Annotated in this window: 17 protein-coding genes; 7 read left to right on the top strand and 10 right to left on the bottom strand. The window is 65.1% G+C overall.

Annotated elements, in window-relative coordinates; all coding sequences use genetic code 11:
- Positions 1-85: 85 nt before the first annotated feature.
- Positions 86-1099, top strand: a complete 1014-nt coding sequence (locus tag ASR47_RS08125) for a zinc-binding alcohol dehydrogenase family protein (RefSeq protein ID WP_065307252.1) — start codon at positions 86-88, stop codon at positions 1097-1099.
- A gap of 16 nt (positions 1100-1115) precedes the next feature.
- Here ASR47_RS08125 and ASR47_RS08130 read toward each other — a convergent pair whose 3' ends face one another.
- Both ASR47_RS08130 and ASR47_RS08135 read right to left on the bottom strand, forming a co-directional pair.
- Entirely contained in the window at positions 1116-1811 is a 696-nt protein-coding gene (locus ASR47_RS08130) for a hypothetical protein (protein WP_065307253.1), read from the bottom strand.
- Between the two features lie 69 nt (positions 1812-1880).
- Entirely contained in the window at positions 1881-3161 is a 1281-nt protein-coding gene (locus ASR47_RS08135; protein WP_065307254.1) for a glycerate kinase type-2 family protein, read from the bottom strand.
- A 102-nt stretch (positions 3162-3263) separates the two neighbouring features.
- Between ASR47_RS08135 and ASR47_RS08140 the strand changes: the two genes are divergently transcribed.
- Positions 3264-3617 (top strand): YnfA family protein, encoded by a 354-nt coding sequence (locus ASR47_RS08140; protein ID WP_065307255.1) that lies wholly within the window; start codon positions 3264-3266, stop codon positions 3615-3617.
- On the opposite strand, the gene ASR47_RS08145 is transcribed toward ASR47_RS08140, so the two are convergent.
- The gene (locus ASR47_RS08145; RefSeq protein WP_065307256.1) at positions 3614-4018 is read right to left on the bottom strand and encodes a tellurite resistance TerB family protein; all 405 of its coding nucleotides are present in this window, start codon (positions 4016-4018) and stop codon (positions 3614-3616) included. The two genes, ASR47_RS08140 and ASR47_RS08145, sit on opposite strands and share 4 nt — an antisense overlap.
- A gap of 63 nt (positions 4019-4081) precedes the next feature.
- Positions 4082-5044, bottom strand: a complete 963-nt coding sequence (locus ASR47_RS08150) for a TerC family protein (RefSeq protein ID WP_065307257.1) — start codon at positions 5042-5044, stop codon at positions 4082-4084.
- A gap of 187 nt (positions 5045-5231) precedes the next feature.
- Between ASR47_RS08150 and nhaR the strand changes: the two genes are divergently transcribed.
- Together nhaR and ASR47_RS08160 are read left to right on the top strand one after the other, a co-directional pair.
- Positions 5232-6143 carry a transcriptional activator NhaR gene (gene nhaR, locus ASR47_RS08155; RefSeq protein WP_065307258.1) on the top strand — a complete coding sequence of 304 codons (912 nt, stop codon included), beginning with the start codon at positions 5232-5234 and terminating at the stop codon, positions 6141-6143.
- 98 nt (positions 6144-6241) lie between these two features.
- The gene (locus tag ASR47_RS08160; protein WP_065307259.1) at positions 6242-7588 is read left to right on the top strand and encodes a chloride channel protein; all 1347 of its coding nucleotides are present in this window, start codon (positions 6242-6244) and stop codon (positions 7586-7588) included.
- Here the strand turns inward: ASR47_RS08160 and ASR47_RS08165 are convergent.
- The 3 genes from ASR47_RS08165 to msbA are packed head-to-tail and all read right to left on the bottom strand — an operon-like array spanning position 7578 to position 10556.
- Complete coding sequence (locus ASR47_RS08165; RefSeq protein ID WP_065307260.1) at positions 7578-8069, bottom strand: MarR family winged helix-turn-helix transcriptional regulator; 492 nt, start codon at positions 8067-8069, stop codon at positions 7578-7580. The genes ASR47_RS08160 and ASR47_RS08165 overlap by 11 nt on opposite strands.
- A complete protein-coding gene (locus tag ASR47_RS08170) occupies positions 8062-8706 on the bottom strand; it encodes a toxin-antitoxin system YwqK family antitoxin (protein ID WP_065307261.1) in 645 nt (214 codons plus the stop codon). Before ASR47_RS08170 ends, ASR47_RS08165 begins: the two co-directional genes overlap by 8 nt.
- 11 nt (positions 8707-8717) lie before the next feature.
- A complete protein-coding gene (msbA, locus tag ASR47_RS08175) occupies positions 8718-10556 on the bottom strand; it encodes a lipid A export permease/ATP-binding protein MsbA (protein ID WP_065307262.1) in 1839 nt (612 codons plus the stop codon).
- Positions 10557-10954: 398 nt separating this feature from the next.
- Between msbA and ASR47_RS08180 the strand changes: the two genes are divergently transcribed.
- Entirely contained in the window at positions 10955-11926 is a 972-nt protein-coding gene (locus ASR47_RS08180; RefSeq protein ID WP_065307263.1) for a ribonuclease Z, read from the top strand.
- Between the two features lie 7 nt (positions 11927-11933).
- Here the strand turns inward: ASR47_RS08180 and ASR47_RS08185 are convergent, their stop codons facing one another.
- Positions 11934-12590 (bottom strand): tetratricopeptide repeat protein, encoded by a 657-nt coding sequence (locus ASR47_RS08185; RefSeq protein WP_065307264.1) that lies wholly within the window; start codon positions 12588-12590, stop codon positions 11934-11936.
- Positions 12591-12705: 115 nt separating this feature from the next.
- On the opposite strand from ASR47_RS08185, the gene ASR47_RS08190 reads away from it, so the two are divergent.
- The gene (locus tag ASR47_RS08190) at positions 12706-13188 is read left to right on the top strand and encodes a GNAT family N-acetyltransferase (RefSeq protein ID WP_065307265.1); all 483 of its coding nucleotides are present in this window, start codon (positions 12706-12708) and stop codon (positions 13186-13188) included.
- 17 nt (positions 13189-13205) lie between these two features.
- Here ASR47_RS08190 and ASR47_RS08195 read toward each other — a convergent pair whose 3' ends face one another.
- Both ASR47_RS08195 and ASR47_RS08200 read right to left on the bottom strand, forming a co-directional pair.
- Entirely contained in the window at positions 13206-13406 is a 201-nt protein-coding gene (locus tag ASR47_RS08195; RefSeq protein ID WP_065307299.1) for a DUF3079 domain-containing protein, read from the bottom strand.
- Between the two features lie 89 nt (positions 13407-13495).
- Positions 13496-14401: a LysR family transcriptional regulator ArgP gene (locus ASR47_RS08200; RefSeq protein ID WP_245714294.1), complete on the bottom strand. Its 906-nt coding sequence runs from the start codon at positions 14399-14401 to the stop codon at positions 13496-13498.
- Between the two features lie 106 nt (positions 14402-14507).
- Between ASR47_RS08200 and ASR47_RS08205 the strand changes: the two genes are divergently transcribed.
- Positions 14508-15119: a LysE/ArgO family amino acid transporter gene (locus ASR47_RS08205; protein ID WP_150127719.1), complete on the top strand. Its 612-nt coding sequence runs from the start codon at positions 14508-14510 to the stop codon at positions 15117-15119.
- Positions 15120-15125: the final 6 nt, after the last annotated feature.

Here is a 15125-nt window from a genome sequence, read left to right on the forward strand (position 1 = left end):
TTTGAAAGTGTTTCGGTATGCGCCCTCTTTTTCCCGGGCCGAAAAGCCACCATCATACGGTATCGCTCACCCAACAAGGACTACCATGAAAGCCGTCGCCTACCACCACAGCCTGCCCATCACCGATGCCCATGCCCTGCTCGATATCGACCTGCCGCAGCCGGTCGCCAGGGGGCGCGACCTGCTGGTCGCCGTGCACGCCGTGTCCGTCAACCCGGTCGACACCAAGATCCGCAAGAACCGCCAGCCGAAAGACGGCCAGCCGGAAGTGCTGGGCTGGGACGCCGCCGGCGTGGTCACCGCCGTCGGCCCGGACGTGACGCTGTTCCAGCCCGGCGACAAGGTCTGGTACGCGGGCGCCATCAACCGTCCCGGCAGCAACAGCGAATACCAGCTGGTCGACGAGCGCATCGCCGGCCATATGCCGGCCAGCCTCGACTTCGCGCCAGCCGCCGCGCTGCCGCTGACCGCCATTACCGCCTGGGAACTGCTGTTCGAACGCCTGCAGGTCAGCCGTGACACCGCCGCCAGCGGCAAGACGCTGCTGGTGATCGGCGCGGCCGGCGGCGTCGGCTCCATCCTGGTGCAACTGGCGCGCCAGCTGACGGGCGTGACCGTGATCGGCACGGCTTCGCGCACCGAAACGGCGAACTGGGTCACGGAACTGGGCGCCCACCATGTGATCGACCACAGCCAGCCGCTGGCGGCCGAGATCACGCGGCTGGGCCTGCCACCGGTCGATTATGTGATCAGCCTGAACCAGACCGACAGGCATTTCGACCAGATCGTCGAGCTGATCGCGCCGCAAGGCAAGTTCGCCCTGATCGACGACCCCGAGCAGATCGACGTGCGCAAGCTCAAGAGCAAGAGCGTGTCGCTGCACTGGGAACTGATGTTTACGCGTTCGCTGTTCCAGACCGACGACATGGTCAAACAGCACGAGCTGCTGGAAGAACTGGCGCGGCTGGTCGACGCCGGCACCATCAGAACCACCGTGGCCGAGCGCTTCGGCAAGATCGATGCGGCCAACCTCAAGCGCGCGCACGCCATGTTGGAGAGCAATACCGCGCGCGGCAAGATTGTGCTCGAAGGCTTTTAATCAACCGGCCGGCCGCCTACTGGGCCGGCTGTTTCGCGTACACGCCCCTGGCCAGGCCATTGTCCGTATCGCTCACTTGCAGGCCGGCGTCGACCACGCGCAAGGTCAGCTTCTGGAACGCCGGCTTGATCAGCCACTGGCGGTCGGTGACGGCAAACGCGGCGATGCGTTCACGCGCCCGTTCGGCGGGCACCGGCAGCCATTGATAGTCGGCCTTCGAACCTTCCAGGCGCAGGCCGGCGCGCACCCATTGTTCCGAGGCCGGCATCTTGACGATGGCGTCGCCATTGCGCACGCTGACCGCCGTGGCCGTTTTGCCGCTTTTCGCTTCGAATTTCACTTCCACCCCGGCCATGGGACCGAGCTGGGGAAAGCCGACGATGGCCACCCACAGCCCCTCCGCGGCCGGTTTCTGGATGCGCATTTCCTCTTCTTCAAACACGCGAAACGTCGGTTCCTTGCCGGGACTGGCCGCCTGCAGGGTCACTTCATTGCCGGCCACGCGCCAGTCGCCGCTGGCCTGCTGGTCGACATTGCCGTAAGCCAGCATCCATTCGAACTTGCCGTCCTTTTTCAGCAGCAGCTCGGAGCCGACTTCCGTCACGCCCTGTAAATAGTAATGCCCGGGCAACCCGGGCGCCAGCGGTTCGGCCGCGATGGCGGCAAGCGATACGCTCAGCAAAGCGAGCGTGGAAAACAGCGATTTTTTCATGGGGTGTCCTTTCGATATGCCATCATAGCAACTTGCTAAATTGCAAGCACACGATAGAACATCGCCACCTCAATCCCCGGCAGCCGTGATCAGGATGGCCCGGAAATCATTCACATTGGTCAAAGTGGGGCCCGTAACCACGCTGTCGCCCAGCGCCTGGAAAAAGCCGTGGCCGTCGTTGCGCTCCAGGCTGTCGCGCGGACGCAAGCCCTGCGCCCAGGCACGCTTGAGCGTATCGGGCGCCAGGCAGGCGCCGGCGATTTCTTCCTGGCCATCGACGCCATCGGTGTCGCCCGCCAGCGCATGCACCTGCGCTTCGCCATCGAGCGCGATGCCCAGCGACAGCAGGAATTCCACATTGCGCCCGCCGCGCCCGTCGCCGCGCACGGTGACGGTGGTTTCGCCGCCCGACAGCAAAACGCAGGGCGTGGCGAACGGCTGGCCGCGCCGCGCCGCCTGCTGGGCAATGCCGGCCATCACCTTGCCGACATCGCGCGCTTCGCCTTCCAGGCTGTCGCCGAGGATATACGGCGTCACGCCGGCCGCGCGCGCCACCGCGGCCGCCGCCTCCAGGGCCATTTGCGGCGTGGCGATCAGTACGATGCTGGCAGCGGCCAGGCGCGCATCGCCGGGCTTGACCGACTCGCCGCGCCCGCTTTCCAGCACCTCGCGCAAGCTGGCCGGCAAGGTGATGGCGTAGCGGCGCACGATATCGAGCGCGTCCTCGCAGGTGGTGGCGTCGGCCACCGTGGGGCCGGACGCGATATCGCCCGGCTTGTCGCCGGGCACGTCGGATATCGCCAGGGTCACGACGCGCGCCGGATGGCAGGCGGCGGCCAGGCGGCCGCCCTTGATGCTGGACAAGTGGCGCCGCACGCAATTGATCTCATTGATGGTGGTGCCGGACGCCAGCAAGGCCCGGTTCAGGTGCTGTTTTTCTGCCAGCGTGATGCCCGCCAGAGGCAAGGCCAGCAGCGCCGAACCGCCGCCGGAAATCAGGCACAGCACGGTGTCGTCGGCAGTCAGCTTGCCGACCAGCGCCAGCATGCGCTGCGCGGCCTGCATGCCGGCCGCGTCCGGCACGGGATGGGATGCTTCGGCGATCTCGATGCGTTCGCACGGCACGCCATAGCCGTAGCGCGTCACCACCAGGCCCGACAATTCTCCCGGCCAGTGTTGCTCCACGGCTTGCGCCATGGCGGCCGAGGCCTTGCCGGCGCCGATCACGATCAGGCGGCCTTTGGGCGCGGCCGGCAGATGCGGCGGCACGCAGTGCGCTGGCTGGGCCGCGGCGATGGCGGCGTTGAACATGGCGTGCAGCAAATCACGCGGGCTCTGCTTGTGTGTCATGTCGGTCTCCTCGATTTTTATCCTGCGGCACAGGGCATCGTACAATCGGGCAGCCCGGCAGTCCATGCAGGAGCCATATTAACCCTTGAAAATCGACATCCCATGCAAGCAAGCATCGAATGGGCCAGCCTGGCCCGCACCTTCGGCCTATTTACCGTTACGGCCGTGGCCGAACTGCTGGGCTGCTACCTGCCCATGCTATGGCTGAGCAACAAGGGCAGCGCCTGGCTGCTGCTGCCAGCGGGCATCAGCCTGCTGGTCTTCGTGTGGCTGCTGAGCTTGCACCCTGCCGCCAGCGGCCGGGTCTACGCCACCTATGGCGCCATCTATATCGCCACCGCGCTGGCCTGGCTGTGGCTGGTCGACGGCGTCACCCCGGCCTGGACCGATATCGCCGGCGTGGGCCTGGCGCTGGCCGGCGCCGCCGTCATTGCGATGGGGCACCGTACCAATTAAGCAGTGGCATGCGGGCGGAAGTTGGTTTCCGACGACCATGCCGTGCCGGCGCGCGCCAGCAACACCGCTTCGCCATCGGCCAGCCAGTCATCGGCGTCGGCGATCTTCCACATGGTTTGCAGCAGCTTGCGGCGCAGGTCCGGGTCGGCAATTTCTTCGAGCAGGCTGTCGATCACCGTGTTGCTCAGTTGTACCGAGCCGTGCAGGGTCGAGGTCAGCATGTCGTCGCACAGGTCTTGCAGCAGGCGCTGGAACTGGGCCGCTTCCAGGTCGATATGATCGAGGATCTTGCTGCGGTCCAGCGCCTGCAGTTCGGAGCTGGCCAGGTTGCCGTCGACGATCATCATCAGGGCCAGAATACGGCCGGCTGCCTGGGGACTGTTTTTTGGGTAGCTACGCATTCTTGATTCCATTCATGAGTTATTCGATAAACGCGCCCGCCGTGGCGGGCGCTGTACAAGGGATTACTTGTCTTCTTTCTTGGCGATAAACACGCTGGCCAGGCAACTCGACGCGATCAGCACCGCCACCACCATCAGCGACGCTTCGACCGGCACGTGGTACCACGGCATGATCAGCATTTTCGCGCCGATAAACACCAGCACCATCGCCAGGCCAAACTTGAGCAGGTGGAAACGGTCAGCCACATCCACCAGCAGGAAGTACAAGGCTCGCAGGCCCAGAATCGCAAACAGGTTCGACGTGAACACGATGAACGGGTCGGTCGTGATGGCAAAAATCGCCGGGATCGAGTCGACCGCGAAAATCAGGTCCGTCACCTCGATCAGGATCAGCACCAGGAACAGCGGCGTGACATAACGCAAGCCACCCTTGACTACCATGAACTTCTCGCCATGGTCGCCGTCAGCCACCCGCAAGTGGCGGCGGGCAAAACGCAGCACCGGGTTGTTCGCCACATCCGGCTCTGAATCGGCCGCCACCAGCATGCGCACACCGGTGATCAACAGGAAGGCGCCAAACAGGTACAGCACCCAGCTAAATTCGCTCACCACCCAGGCGCCCGCCAAAATCATGATGGCGCGCATCACGATCGCGCCCAGCACGCCGTAGATCAGCACGCGGCGCTGGTACTGGATCGGCACCTGGAAGGCACTGAAGATCAGCAGGAACACGAACACGTTATCGACCGACAAGGCCTTTTCAATCAGGTAGCCGGAGAAGAACTCCAGTGCCTTCTGGTTGGCGACCTCGGCGCCGACAGTACCGTTCAGGTACCACCACAGGCCACCATTAAAGATCATCGCCATGCTGACCCATACCAGCGACCATATTGCCGCTTCCTTGACGCTCACCTTGTGTGCCTTGTTGCCGCCGAAGACAAACAGATCGAGCGCCAGCATCACCAGTACGAAGACGATAAAACCGGCCCACATGGGCACGGACGCAATGCTTTCCAAACCGTTCATCGGTAGCCTCCCTGGTCAAATTGATGAATACTGAGCCACATGATGTTTCTGCTCAGATAAATACATGAAACGCATGAACATCCATGCATGAGCAGCCATCATAGGGCGAATAACAACATCGAACAAATCGAATATAATTGAACAATACATCGAAAAAATCGAGCTATCGAAAATCGGCAAGCTAACCATGTCTACATTGAACTTCAAACACTTGCGGTATTTCTGGATGGTCGCCAAAACCGGCAGCATCGCGCGCGCCGCCGAGCAGCTGCACCTGACGCCGCAATCGATCTCGGGCCAGCTCAGCGAATTTGCAGATACCCTGGGCGTGGAACTGTTCCGCCGCGTGGGCCGCACGCTGGAGCTGACCGACACGGGCCGGCGCATCCTGTCCCATGCCGAAGAGATTTTCAGCACCGGCGACGAATTGCTGGAAATCGTGCGCGACCAGTCACGCACCACGACCACCACCTTTCGCGTCGGCTGCGCCGATTCGGTGTCGAAACTGATCGCCTGCCGCCTGGTGGAGCCGGCGCTTGGGCTGGCCGAACCGCTGCGCATCGTCTGCCGCGAAGGGCGGCTGGCCAGCCTGCTGGCCGACCTGGCCGTGCACCGGCTCGACCTGATCATTGCCGACCGCCCGATGCCGGCCCACCTGAGCGTGCGCGGCTTTAACCACCTGCTCGGCGAAAGCGGCATGACCCTGTTCGGCACCCAGGGCCTGGCCGCCACCCTCAGCGGCGAGTTTCCGCGCTGCCTGCACCGCGCGCCGCTGCTGCTGCCGGGCGAAGACTTCGCCATCTATGCGCGCCTGCTGCAGTGGCTCAGCGAAAACAATCTGCACCCGCGCATCGTCGGCGAATTCGACGACAGCGCCATGATGAACGCCTTCGGCCAGTCCGGCGCCGGCCTGTTCTTCGCCCCCACCGTGATCGCCCACCAGGTCTGCCAGCAATACAATGTGGTGGCGCTGGGCCGGGTCGACAGCCTGGTCGAGCAGGTGTACGCGATCACCACCGACCGCCGCCTGAGCCACCCGGCCACCCTGGCCATCAGCCAGAGCGCGCGGCGCGATCTGTTCGTGCAGGTTGTTTCGTAAGCGCCACGAAATACATCTGGCAAATACATTCGTTCAAATATATCGATATAATGGCAAGTCTCCCGACGCCACGCGCCACCCCTCCCCGGATTTGCCACATGAAGCACTTGCACGATATTCCTTCTGCCTTCAAGCATGAATTTGCCGACCCACGCCTGTGGTGGTCGCGCGCCGTGGTAGTCGGCATGGCGGCCATTGCCGGCCTGGTGGTGGTCGGTTTCACGTGGCTGGCGGAAGAAGCGCTCGATCTGTTTCACTTTTTCAACGCCAAGGCCTGGTGGTTCACCCTGCTGTGGACGCCGCTGTGCGCCGCCGTGCTGGTATGGCTGACACGCCGCTATGCGATCGGCGCGGCCGGCTCCGGCATTCCGCAAGTGATGGCGGCGCTCGACCCGTCGGTGGGCGCCGAACAGCGCTCGCTGTATGTGTCCTTGAAACTGTCGGCCGCCAAGATCGGCCTGACGGCGGGCGGCCTGCTCGGTGGCTTGTCGCTGGGCCGCGAAGGTCCATCGGTGCAGATCGCGGCCGGCGTGATGCTGGCCGCGCGGCGCTGGCTGCCGCGCCAGTCGGCGGTCTCGCCCCACTCGCTGCTGGTGGCCGGCGGCGCGGCCGGCATCGCCGCCGCCTTCAATACGCCGCTGGCCGGCGTGATGTTCGCCATCGAAGAATTGTCGCGCTCGCCAGAACAGCGCAATAGCGGCCTGATCGTCGCCGGCATCGTGCTGGCCGGCATGATGGCCGTTTCCATTCACGGCAACGCCACCCACTTCGGCGTGATCCATCCGGGTCCGATCGGCCTGGCGCTGGCCCTGCCCGGCCTGCTGGTGACCCTGGTGGCCGGTGTCGCCGGCGGCCTGTTCGCGCGCCTGCTGCTGGCCTCCGTGCGCGGCAATCCATTGGGCAAATTGTCGGCCTGGCGCAGCGGCCGGCCGGTGCTGTTCGCGGCCGCCTGCGCGCTGGTGGTGGCGGTCATCGGCATAGCCAGCCATGGCGCCACGTTCGGCAGCGGCACCGTGGCCACGCGCGCCATGCTCGACGGCGCGGCCGATGTGCCGGCCGCCTTTGTGGCTTTCAAATACGTGGCGACCTGGCTGACGGTATGGTCGGGCGTGCCGGCCGGTATTTTTGCGCCGTCGCTGGCGATCGGTGCCGGCATCGGCCACGATATCGCGCTGCTGCTGCACTACCCGCATGCGCCGGCCCTGATCGCGCTGGGCATGGTCGGCTTCCTGGCGGCCGCCACCCAGGCGCCGCTGACGGCCTTTATTATTGTGATGGAAATGGTCGACGGCCACGGCATGGTGCTCAGCCTGATGGCCTGCGCGGTGGTCGCCAGCACCGTCTCGCGCGTGCTGAGCGAACCGCTGTACGGCGCGCTGGCGCAATTGCAGCTGCAGCGCCTGCCCAGGACGCCAGCGGCTGCGGCTGCGCCAACTACATTGTAAACGCCAGCGGCTGCAGTCCCGCCTGGCGGTCGGCGGGCGCCACCACCGCCAGCAAGGCGGCCAGGCCGCTATTGAGTTGCTCCAGGCTGGCCGCATCCAGCCGGCCCAGCGCACTGGGCAGCAATCCGCGCGCCGGCTGCGGCGCCGCGCCAATCACCGCCTGGCCGGTGTCGGTCAGGTGCAAGGTCACCACCCGTTGATCGGGCTGGTCGCGCGCCTTGCGCAGATGCGATTTTTTCACCAGCGCATCGACCAGGTTGCTGGCCGTGGTCTGGTGGATCGACATCCTGGCCGCCAGCTCGCCGATGCGCAGGCCCGGCTGGTCGAACACTTCCTGCATCACCCACAATTGCGCACCCGACACGCCGCACTGCTTTTCGATCTGCATCGAATGGCGCTGCGCGGCGCGCATCACCACGCGCAGGTTTTGCAGCGCCAGGCTGCGCGCCTGCAAGGTCGCTTTCAATGCAGCATCATCCACCGTGGCCTCCCGACGCCAAAGCGCTGGCCGGCCAGTCTTCTTCCTTGACCAGCCTGCCATGCTGGTCCCACTGCTCGAAGCGGCCCACGGGCCGGTCATGCACGTAATTGACGCGCTGGAAGAGCGCCCCCGAAGCGTGAAACACCTCCCACAAGCCATGCAGCTGGCCATCCTTCAGGTGCGAGCGGCTGCTCAGATTCCCCCTGTCGTCATAGGCCAGGTATTCGCCATCGGCCGGCTGTTCGCCGTGGTACGCCGTGCGGCTCATCAGCTGGCCGTTTTCATGGAACGCTTCCGTCACGCTGTCGTGGCCATTCGGCGCTGGCGTCATCTTCTCGCGCAGCTGGCCGCTGCGGTAGTAGACGGCGCCGTCGCGCAGCCGCTTGCCGTCCAGGTCGAGCCGGTGCTCCAGCGCCAGCTGGCCGTTGTCGAAAAACACGCGCCGCAGGTGCACGAAGCGGGCCTGGGCCAGATCGAGGTCGGTGGCATAGGTTTCCAGCGCCAGCACGCCGGGCCGGGCGGGGAACTCGAGCCGCACATGCCAGGCGTTCAGGGCCTCATCGCGCACCGGCAGCGTGCGCAGCGCGTAGCTGGCGCGGCGCTCGCTGGTGGCCATCAAATTTTCATCGAGGTACATGATTGCTCCTTTCAAGCCTGTGGCGCAGGCTCGCGCGACAGCTGGCTCGCATGCAGCCGCGCATAGGCGCCGCCGCTGGCCAGCAAGGCCGCATGGCTGCCAGACTCGACCAGTTGCCCGCCCTGCATCACCACGATGCGGTCGGCGCTTTCAATGGTCGACAGGCGGTGGGCGATGACGATGGTGGTGCGGTTGCGCATCAGCACTTCCAGCGCCGCCTGCACCTGCCGTTCCGACTCCGTGTCCAGCGCGCTGGTCGCTTCGTCGAGCAGCAAAATAGGCGCGTCCTTGTACAGCGCGCGCGCGATCGCCAGGCGCTGGCGCTGGCCGCCGGAAAAGCGCGAACCGTTCTGGCCGGCGGCGGTGGCGTAGCCCTGCGGCATCTGCATGATGAAGTCGTGCGCATAGGCCGCGCGCGCGGCAGCTTCAATGCGCGCCTGGTCCGGCGCCGGATCACCATAGGCGATATTGGCCGCCACCGTATCGTTGAACAGGATCACGTCCTGGCTGACCAGCGCGAACTGGCGCCGCAGGGCCAGCAAGTGGTAGTCGCGCAGGTCGACGCCGTCGAGCAGGATCTGGCCGCCGCTGACATCATAGAAGCGCGGCAGCAGACCCAGCAAGGTAGTCTTGCCGCCGCCCGAGCCGCCCACCAGCGCCACCGTTTCGCCGGCCTTGATGTCGAGCGAAACATGCTTGAGCGCGGTCGGCGCATCGGGGTCGTCCGTGTTGTAGCGGAAGTTGACGTTCTGCAGCGACAGATTGCCCTGCACCGCGACCGGCGCGGCCTGGCCCGGATCGGGTTCCAGCGGCGTATCGATCAGGCCGAACACGGACTCGGCGGCGGCCAGGCCGCGCTGCAGCGGCTCATTGATCTTGGTCAGGTTCTTGATCGGCGACTGCATCGCCATCAGCGCCCCCATGAAGGCGACAAAGGCGCCCGGCGTAATGGCGCCGCTTTGCGCGCGCAGCAGGGCGAAATAGATCACCGACGACAGGGTAATGCCGACCAGCATCATGATGATGCCCGAGTTCATGGCCGAGGTGGCCGCATGCTTGACGGCCAGCTGGCGGTTGCGCTTGACCACATCGACAAAGCGCGTCTGCTCGTAATCCTGGCCGCCAAAGATTTTCACCACGCGCTGGCCGCCGATGCTCTCGTCGAGCACCGAGGTCAGCTCGCCCACCGCCTGCTGTGAACTCTTGCTCAGGTGGCGCATGCGGCGTCCGGCCAGGGTCACGATGATGGCGATAATGGGCATGGTGGCCATGCAGAACAGCGCCAGCTTGACGTCTATGCTGAACAGCAACACCAGATAGCCGACGGTGGCGACCGAATCGCGCACCGCCACGTTGAGCACGTTCAGGCCCGCCTGCGACACCTGGCTGGCGTCAAACGCCACGCGCGACTGTGTCAGGCTGGTGGTGGTGGTGTCAAAAAAGCGGCTCGGCAGGCGCATGATGGTGGCGAACATCTGTTCGCGCAGATCGGCCTGCACCCGGCTCGACAGCCAGACCGAACCATAGTCGCCGGCAAAGCTCGATACCATGCGCATCACCGACAGGCCGAGGATGGTGGCCGGAATCACCCACAGATCCACATGGCCCGCCTGCGCCGGCAGGAAGCGGTCGACCCAGCCCTGCAGCAGCCCCATGATGCCGGTGGTGGCCGGCGCCATCTGCTCGACGGATGTGGCGCGCATGGCGTCGACCACGTTTTGCAGCTGGCGTATCAGCAGCACATCGGTGGCCGAGGCCACGCCCACGGCCAGCAGGGTGACTGCGACAATCGCGCCATGGCGGCGAAACTGGCTGACCAGGCGAAAAAACAGGTGGCGGCTGTGCTGCATGCGGATGGGAATTGAAAGGGAAAGCGTGATTCTAACGCCTGCGGGGGGCTTCCTACGAGAAAGTAGGCGTACAGAAGTGGGGTACTGCAGACAGGCAACAGGCACGGACCTGGAACGGCCCGTGCCTGGATGATGCGGCCGGGGTGGGTGTTACAGGCCGCCGACGCCCGCTGCGGTGGCGACGACCAGGGCGGTCAGGGCCAGCACGGTCAGGATTTTCTTGGTGGGGGTGCTCATGGTGTACTCCTTTAGGGGCGATATGATTAAACATCGAAAGCGGCGTTCATGCGCCGTCTGTTCTATTTAATTCATTGTACATTTCGTGCTGCGGATTGCACGTACAGTTACGTTTCGTTGTAATCACGCACAAATACCCCGCCGTCAAGCATAATCGCCCCATGTTCACACTGACTTTTCTCGGCACCTCGTCCGGCGTGCCCACCCGCTACCGCAACGTCACCTCGCTGGCCGTGCAAACCACCCTGGGGCGCGACTGGTGGATGGTCGATTGCGGCGAAGCCACCCAGCACCGCCTGCAGCGCATCCCCCTGTCCGTGCACGACCTGGCCGGCATCTGCATCACCCATGTGCATGGCGACCACAGCTATGGCTTGCCGGGCCTGCTGGCCAGCGCCTCGATGACCGGACGCAAGCGGCCCTTGACCATCATCGCGCCAGCGGCCATCCGCGCCTGGCTCGACGCCACCTTGCTGCATACGGAACTGTTCCTGACCTACCCGCTGATCCATGTCGACGTCGACAGCGCGCAGCGCGTCCACCAGGAAGCGGGCCTGACAATCACCCGGCACCGGCTGTCGCACCGCGCGGCCAGCGTGGGCTTTCGCTTTGCGCTGGAAACGCATAAATCAAAACTGGACAAGGCGGCGCTGCTGGCCCATGGCGTGCCATCCGGCCCGGTCTGGGGCCAGTTGCAGGCGGGGCACGATGTGCTGCTGGAAGACGGCCGCCAGCTGCGCAGCGCCGACTTTCGCATCACCAGAACCGAGCAGGCCGCCATCGTGGTCGGTGGCGACAACGACACGCCAGCCCTGCTGGAGCAAGCCTGCGAAGGTGCGCAACTGCTGGTGCATGAAGCAACCTATACGGAAGCGATGCTGATCAAGGCGGGACCGGGGCCGACCCACAGTTCGGTGCAAAGAGTGGCGCAGTTCGCCGCCAGCCGCGCCCTGCCGAACCTGATCCTGACGCACTTCAGCGCGCGCTACCATCACCGCGAAGGCATGGCCGAGCTGGAAGCGGAAGCGCGCCTGCATTATGCGGGCACCCTGTTCCTGGCCAACGATTTCGACAGCTATATGCTCGACGCCGCCGGCGTGCTGCGCAAGGTGGAGGCCCGCAAACCGGACTGATCGCTTATCAGTACGGATCAGTGCCGTACAGGCCCGCATATTCGGCCGCCAGCGCCCTGGCTTCTTCCAGCTGCGCTGGCGTGAGAATTTGCAGCAGCTGGTCGCGGTTCTTGATCGACTGCTCGTCCCCCGCCCCGGCCGGCATGGCGATCCAGGCATAGGCTTCGACGTAATCGAGTTCCACGCCCTGCCCTTGCGCGTACAGCAAGCCATATTCGTTTTGCGCCGACAAGGAACCGGACTCGGCGGCAATGCGGTACCAGTAGGCGGCCTGGTCGAAATCCTGGGCGATATCGACGCCGCGCCGGTAGGCCTGCGCCAGGTTGAACTGCGACTGCCCATCGCCGGCCTCGGCCGCCTGGCGCCCGTAGTCGAGCGACTTCTGCATGTCCGGCTCGACGCCATCGCCGCTGGCATACATCAGCGCCAGGTTGGCCAGCGACGGCGGATAACCGGCCTCGCCCGCTTCGCCAAACAGCGCCACCGCCCGGGCCAGGTCTTGCGTCACGCCCTGGCCCTGGTAGTACAGGCTGGCCAGGAAATGCTTGCCGGCCGCGTCGCCCGTGCTGGCCGACGCATAAAACTGCTTGAACGCTTCAGCGTAGTTGTCGTCGTTATAGGCTTCGATACCGGCTTCGTTGAGGGATTCGGCGGATAAACTCATGCACTCTCCTGTTCTGTCGCGTTAAAAGGTGGCAACCATTCTAAGACGCCGGGGCCGTGGTTGAGTGTTCTGTTGAAGCCGGGTAAAGTGGCAGGCATCACCCTGCAGAGACGCCATGACGACACCTTTATCTCCCCTGCCCGCCTTGATCTTCCAGCCGGCGCTGGCGCAAGACGCCGCCGCCTTTATCACCCTGCGCGGCCAGACCCGGCAAAACGCGGTGTCGGCCGAACGCCTGGCGGAGCTTGGCATCACGGCCCTGTCCTGGGCCGGGCTGATGCGGTCGGGCAATCTGTCCGGCCATGCCTGCCACGCCAATGGCCTGCTGGCCGGCTACTGTTTCGGCGATATCGCCAGCGGCGAAATCATCGTGCTGGCCTTGCTGCCGGAATTGGAAAACATGGGCGCCGGCAAGACCTTGCTGGCGCTGGTGATGGACGATTTGTACCGGCATGGCCACCGGCGGCTGTTCCTCGGCTGTTCCAGCGATCCCGCGTCGCGCTCGTACGGCTTTTACCGCCACCTGGGCTGGGTCCCGACCGGCGACACCGACGCGCATGGCGACGAGGTACTGGAGTTTGTCTTCAGCAAGCCGTAGTAGCCGCATTGACCTGCTCAGGGCGCTTCATTCACCTTGGCCGGCTGCTGCGGCGCGCTCAGGCCCCATTCATTCCAGCCCTCGCCGAACAGCTCGATCGGATGCTGGGTGCGCTCGGAGCCATTGCCGCAGGCCATGGCGTCGGGTGAACAATATTTATCGCAACCCCAGCAGATGCGTTCGGGGTTCTTCGGATTGACGGGAAAGGGCTTGGCCATGATGGGCACCGGGCGGTAGGCAACAGCAGTCACTGTAGGCCTGGTCCGCTTGCCGGTCAAACGGCGTTCGAGGCTGGCCTTGAGTCAGGTCAAGCATCCGGAATGATCTGGCCCGGCGCCTGCTCCAGCCACCGGGCCGCCGTCGCCACGATGGCGTCATTGAGCGTGCGCGTCAAGGCCGTCTGGATATTCCAGCGGTGCCAGTACAGGGCCACCGGCACCTGCGTGCCCGGCGCCAGGTCGATCAGCCGACCGTCGGCCAGTTCCTCGCGCACCTGGATCACGGGCGCCATGCCGTAGCCGAAGCCGGCCTGGATAAACGCCACGAAGCCTTGTGCGCTGGGAAAGTAACTGTGCGGCACGTCTTGATCCAGGCCCATCTGCGCCAGATAGCGCCCATGCAGGGTGTCGCTGCGGTTGTAGATCACGGCCGGCGCCACCGCCACCGACTGCGCGTTCAGGCCGTCGGCAAACCAGCGCCGCGCAAACGCCGGCGTGGCCACGCAGCGATACGACATGACGCCCAGCGCCACCACCGAGGTGCCGGCCACGGCGTCGGGCGAACTGGTGATGCAGCCAACCACCCTGCCTTCACGCAGCTGGCGCAGGGTCTGGTCCTGATCGTCGAGCAATACTTCCACCCTGCAGACGGGCTCGGCCAGCACCGACGCCAGCGCTTCCAGCAGCCAGGTGGCGGCGCTGTCGGCATTGGCGGCAATCGCCAGTTGCGGCAACGCCGCCGGCTCGGGCGCCTCGGCCTGCAAGCCCGCTTCGAGCAACAATACTTGCCGGTAATGCGCGATCAGGCGATGGCCGCGCGCGGTCGCCTGCGGCGGCTGGCTGCGGATCACCAGCAATTCGCCGCTCGCCTCTTCCAGCGCCCGCAGCCGGTGCGACACGGCCGACTGCGTGATCGACAAGGCGCTGGCCGCCTTCTCGAAACTGCCCTGTTCCACCACCGCATCGAGCGCCGCCAGGCCGCGATAATCGAGCATGCTCATTCTGGCCACCCCATGAATTTTCCGAATGAATCACGAATAACATTCATTATACTAATTTTGCACCGTCTTTTATGCTGCTCTCTTTTGCAGGGGAGCAGCGATGTTGAGCAGCAGTTTTTTCAAGGGCATGGCCATGGGTGGCGGGCTGATCGTGGCCATCGGTGCGCAGAACGCGTTTTTATTGCGACAAGGGATACAACGCCAGCATGTGCTGCTGTGCGCGGCAGCCTGCATCGCCGGCGATATCTTGCTGATCAGCCTGGGCGCCGGCAGCGTCGGGCGCCTGGTGGCCTCCACGCCGTGGCTGCTGGGGACGATCCGCATCGCCGGCGCGCTGTTCCTGTTCGAATACGGCCGCCGTGCGGCCTGGTCCGCCTGGCGCGGACAAGGCGGCGCACTGCAGGCGGCCAGCGGCGCCGTCAGCGAAGCGGGCCCGGCCCTGCGCGCGGCGATTGCGCTCAGCCTGCTCAACCCGCATGCCTGGCTCGATACCGTGGTGTTGCTGGGCGCCATAGGCGCGCAACAGCCGGAACAAGGCCGCGCCTGGTTCTCGGCCGGCGCCATGACCGCCTCTGCCCTGTGGTTCGCTGGCCTGGCCGCCGGCGCGCGCCTGCTGGCGCCGGTCTTTGCCAATCCGCGCGCCTGGCGCGTGCTCGACGGCCTGATCGCGCTCACCATGTGGGCGATTGCCGCCTCGCTTTTCATCCACTAAGGAAAA

The organism is Janthinobacterium psychrotolerans (genome assembly GCF_001677885.1).
Classification (GTDB): Bacteria; Pseudomonadota; Gammaproteobacteria; order Burkholderiales; family Burkholderiaceae_D; genus Janthinobacterium; species Janthinobacterium psychrotolerans.

Coding starts and splice junctions, on each gene's coding strand:
- ASR47_RS08125 (WP_065307252.1), top strand. CDS start 86: ATGAAAGCCGTCGCCTACCACCACAGCCTGCCCATCACCGATGCCCAT.
- ASR47_RS08130 (WP_065307253.1), bottom strand. CDS start 1,811: ATGAAAAAATCGCTGTTTTCCACGCTCGCTTTGCTGAGCGTATCGCTT.
- ASR47_RS08135 (WP_065307254.1), bottom strand. CDS start 3,161: ATGACACACAAGCAGAGCCCGCGTGATTTGCTGCACGCCATGTTCAAC.
- ASR47_RS08140 (WP_065307255.1), top strand. CDS start 3,264: ATGCAAGCAAGCATCGAATGGGCCAGCCTGGCCCGCACCTTCGGCCTA.
- ASR47_RS08145 (WP_065307256.1), bottom strand. CDS start 4,018: ATGCGTAGCTACCCAAAAAACAGTCCCCAGGCAGCCGGCCGTATTCTG.
- ASR47_RS08150 (WP_065307257.1), bottom strand. CDS start 5,044: ATGAACGGTTTGGAAAGCATTGCGTCCGTGCCCATGTGGGCCGGTTTT.
- nhaR (WP_065307258.1), top strand. CDS start 5,232: ATGTCTACATTGAACTTCAAACACTTGCGGTATTTCTGGATGGTCGCC.
- ASR47_RS08160 (WP_065307259.1), top strand. CDS start 6,242: ATGAAGCACTTGCACGATATTCCTTCTGCCTTCAAGCATGAATTTGCC.
- ASR47_RS08170 (WP_065307261.1), bottom strand. CDS start 8,706: ATGTACCTCGATGAAAATTTGATGGCCACCAGCGAGCGCCGCGCCAGC.
- msbA (WP_065307262.1), bottom strand. CDS start 10,556: ATGCAGCACAGCCGCCACCTGTTTTTTCGCCTGGTCAGCCAGTTTCGC.
- ASR47_RS08180 (WP_065307263.1), top strand. CDS start 10,955: ATGTTCACACTGACTTTTCTCGGCACCTCGTCCGGCGTGCCCACCCGC.
- ASR47_RS08185 (WP_065307264.1), bottom strand. CDS start 12,590: ATGAGTTTATCCGCCGAATCCCTCAACGAAGCCGGTATCGAAGCCTAT.
- ASR47_RS08190 (WP_065307265.1), top strand. CDS start 12,706: ATGACGACACCTTTATCTCCCCTGCCCGCCTTGATCTTCCAGCCGGCG.
- ASR47_RS08195 (WP_065307299.1), bottom strand. CDS start 13,406: ATGGCCAAGCCCTTTCCCGTCAATCCGAAGAACCCCGAACGCATCTGC.
- ASR47_RS08200 (WP_245714294.1), bottom strand. CDS start 14,401: ATGCTCGATTATCGCGGCCTGGCGGCGCTCGATGCGGTGGTGGAACAG.
- ASR47_RS08205 (WP_150127719.1), top strand. CDS start 14,508: ATGTTGAGCAGCAGTTTTTTCAAGGGCATGGCCATGGGTGGCGGGCTG.